Source organism: Pseudomonas sp. 5P_5.1_Bac1 (assembly GCF_025466015.1).
Lineage (GTDB): Bacteria > Pseudomonadota > Gammaproteobacteria > Pseudomonadales > Pseudomonadaceae > Aquipseudomonas.
The window spans coordinates 1-2,351 of record NZ_JANLNX010000099.1; the positions used below are offsets into that span (position 1 = coordinate 1).

Sequence of the window (2,351 nt, forward strand, 5' to 3'; positions counted from 1 at the left end):
CAAGACTTGGGTACACAATACTGGGCCTTGTAGGTTGCCTCCGGATTATTTCGAAGGCGGTGCAAAAGAGGCAGTAATTCCTAGTGGTTTTTCAAGCGCAGATGACTTTGCACGTTTTGGTACGGATATGAGGGATGGCTTATCCCGTGCGGGTTATGGAGATGTAGAGCCCATTCTTCAAGGAAGCGCCGTAACAGGGCAAAGTTTCAAAACTGGACAAGCATTTGATGCAGGAAGGGTTAGCGATTTCGATGTGGCACTGGCAAGTCCAGAGCTGTTACAGCGTGCTCAATCTTTAGGCATCGGGGTTAGAAGTGGCGGAACGCGCACTGGCCCATTGAGTGCAAGAGATTTGCAAGCTCTCGGATTGCAGGACCTAGCTAGCGAGTTAAGCTCACAAGCAGGTCGTGAGGTTAACTTTATGATTTATGACTCTTCGGCCGCAGCTACAAGCCGAGCACCAAGCGTAGTGCTACCAAAATGAAGACTTATGATTTGTATGGAACGAAATGTTTGAGCCTTGTTTTGGCAAGGGCACAGGTAGAAGAACTTGCAGGAATTTCACTTGAAGAAAGAGACAGTACTTATCATGGAGGCATTTATTACCTTCATGGTGACAATAGTTCGGAGCACTTTGTTCTGAAAAATAATATTGACCCTTTTGATGGTGAACCTATAGAGCAAGCATTTTCGGATTACCCGATTCTATTTTATATAAACGCAACAAATCGCTCTCTTGAGTTAATGGATGCACTAAAAGTAGAGGGGGGATTTAGTTTGCTTAGGCACGAGATTTTTTGATGTGTCGTGGAGGGGCTTTCGCGCCTTGCCTTCCGATGGCTGCGCCACCGAACCATTAGGGACTCTTTATTTGCGATTGATTTAGGTCGGGCCGTGACTGACTGAAAACCCGCGTCGGGGTGGTTTTGTTCAGCGACCGCGAATCGGCTGGGCCGACCGGCTCGCAGGCCGCGTCCTGTCTGGCGTTGCGCGTGTAGACAACGAAATTCGCGTCGGGTGATACTGTTGGTGCAAAAGCCGCAGGTGAAGCTTCAATACCTGTGCCCGGTCGAGTGCAATCTCGTATAAATATTGCCAATGGGCGCACGGAAACTACCCCGCTCCGTGATACTGGAAAACCTGTATCTGCGGGCTTTGATCACGTTGTGAAAGGTCATTTCGACGTAGAAGTCTCCAATTCCCGCTCTGTGTTTACTATTAGCCCAAATGAATTGAAGGGGGTTCTTCAGAGTAGCCCAGTCGTAAAGTCACCTGTTACTGCGCTACCAGATGGTCAATTTGTAAGGACCGTTGATACGGGCAGAGTCATCGGAACTACTACGCTGAAAGATGGAGGTGTTCCTACCTCTGTGATAAAAGTATTTACCGATAAGGCGGGTAACTTGATAACGGCTTTCCCAGCTAAGGCAGTGAACTAATGCGAACTCTCCCTGTGTATGTGTGGCGTGAACTTCAATTGGCTATGACACTGCTGGATGAGAATTCATCTTTAAGGGAGGCTCTTGGGGTGATTCTTTTGTGGATTAGAGATAACTACAAATACTTCACGGTTGAGCCGTTTTCGACCTATGGGATTGATGAGTTTTCGCATATTGATGAGAATTTGATGCCGGTTGAATTTTCGTCATTTCTACCTGGCGATATAGCTCATTTAAAGAAAGTGATTTTTGGGTATCAAGCTAATGAAGCAGAGCTTATTGCCAGATTTTTACGTGACACAATGGAAGCGTTGGTGACTGTCGAGACCGATAGACAATGCCCTAGGTGTCAATCCGACGGGATGCGTATTTTTGTCGGTAAATATAACGGGTTGCTTGCTTATCAGTGTAACGTCTGTGGTCACTCCACTTATTCAGATGGTTCTAAGGTGGGTGGTGGAGAGTTGGAGTTTGTGAGTGAGAAAAGATTGCGAGAGCTCAACATGATCTAATGGTGCAAAAGCGGACAGAAAAGGGGACAGATTTATTTTTAGCTGAATAAAAAATAAAAAAATAAATCTGTCCCCTTTTGCGCACGCTCCGGGAGTTCCGCATGTACATTTCGGAGTTAAAGATCCTGTGACTGGAAAATATATTTCTAATAATCATGTTCCCTATGCAGACTAGGATATGTCTATCGCTCGGAAGGGTATTGTTGTCACTGGCGAATATTCTGGCTGGGAAATTGTTGTTGCGGACGACCGTGATGGCGACACTGGCGGGTATTATCTTTACTTGAAGAAAAGTGATGTTGAAGGGCTTGACTACTGGTTCGAACATGAGGCAGGACTTCAGGCTCAGCTAGTTGATTTTGAGGTGGAGTGGATAGTTTAGTAAGTTAATTCATCGAGC

Annotated in this window: 4 protein-coding genes; all 4 read left to right on the forward strand. The window is 46.1% G+C overall.

Annotation, left to right across the window (positions count from 1 at the left end; translation table 11 throughout):
- Positions 1-484: hypothetical protein (locus tag NTD82_RS21615; protein WP_262130162.1), on the forward strand; the 484-nt coding region annotated here is incomplete at its 5' end.
- Positions 481-801, forward strand: a complete 321-nt coding sequence (locus tag NTD82_RS21620) for a hypothetical protein (protein WP_262130163.1) — start codon at positions 481-483, stop codon at positions 799-801. The genes NTD82_RS21615 and NTD82_RS21620, both read left to right, overlap by 4 nt.
- 682 nt (positions 802-1,483) lie before the next feature.
- Positions 1,484-1,951 carry a hypothetical protein gene (locus NTD82_RS21630; protein ID WP_262130165.1) on the forward strand — a complete coding sequence of 156 codons (468 nt, stop codon included), beginning with the start codon at positions 1,484-1,486 and terminating at the stop codon, positions 1,949-1,951.
- Positions 1,952-2,129: 178 nt separating this feature from the next.
- Positions 2,130-2,333: a hypothetical protein gene (locus tag NTD82_RS21635; RefSeq protein WP_262130164.1), complete on the forward strand. Its 204-nt coding sequence runs from the start codon at positions 2,130-2,132 to the stop codon at positions 2,331-2,333.
- Positions 2,334-2,351: the final 18 nt, after the last annotated feature.